Raw genomic sequence first — 544 nt, forward strand, 5'->3', positions numbered from 1 at the left:
TGCCGCCGTCGCCGTACAACAGGCCGCCCGCCCCGCCCGGCTGGCCCACCCCGGCGACGGTCGTGCCGTTGGCGCCGTTGCCGATCAGCGGGCGTCCCAGCAGCGCCTGGGTCGGTGCGTTCACCGCCCCCAGCAGGTCCTGCTCCAGGGTCTGCAACGGCGAGGTATTCGCGGCCTCGGCCAGGGCATACGATGCCCCGCCCGCGGCCACGGCCCGCACGAAATCGCCGTGCAACGCCGCCACCTGGGCGCTGAGCGCCTGGTACTCGGCGCCGTGCGCGCCCAGCAACGCCGCGACGGCTTGGGAAACCTCATCGGCGGCCGCGGCCAGCACCGCGGTCGTGGGGGCGGCGACCGCCGCGTTGGCCGCGGCGATCGTCGAACCGATGCCGGCCAGATCGGCGGCCGCCGACCCGATGATTTCGGGCGCCGCGATCACGAACGACATGCCGCACCTCCCTAGGCGCTGGTCCCCGGGCCGATGTTGCTCGCGGGTCGGTTCCGCAGGTCGTGCACGTAATCCTCTGGCGCACCGGCGATTTCG

The 544-nt window shown here is 74.1% G+C and carries 1 protein-coding gene and 1 pseudogene; both read right to left on the minus strand.

Annotated features, from left to right (window positions below):
- Positions 1-448 (minus strand): PE family protein (locus tag A5673_RS18110; protein ID WP_156748356.1); only part of this gene is annotated, 448 nt, incomplete at its 3' end.
- 11 nt (positions 449-459) lie between these two features.
- A pseudogene (locus A5673_RS29210) lies at positions 460-544 on the minus strand (gamma-glutamylcyclotransferase); the annotation flags it as partial.

Source organism: Mycobacterium sp. E3198 (assembly GCF_001667015.1).
Lineage (GTDB): Bacteria > Actinomycetota > Actinomycetes > Mycobacteriales > Mycobacteriaceae > Mycobacterium.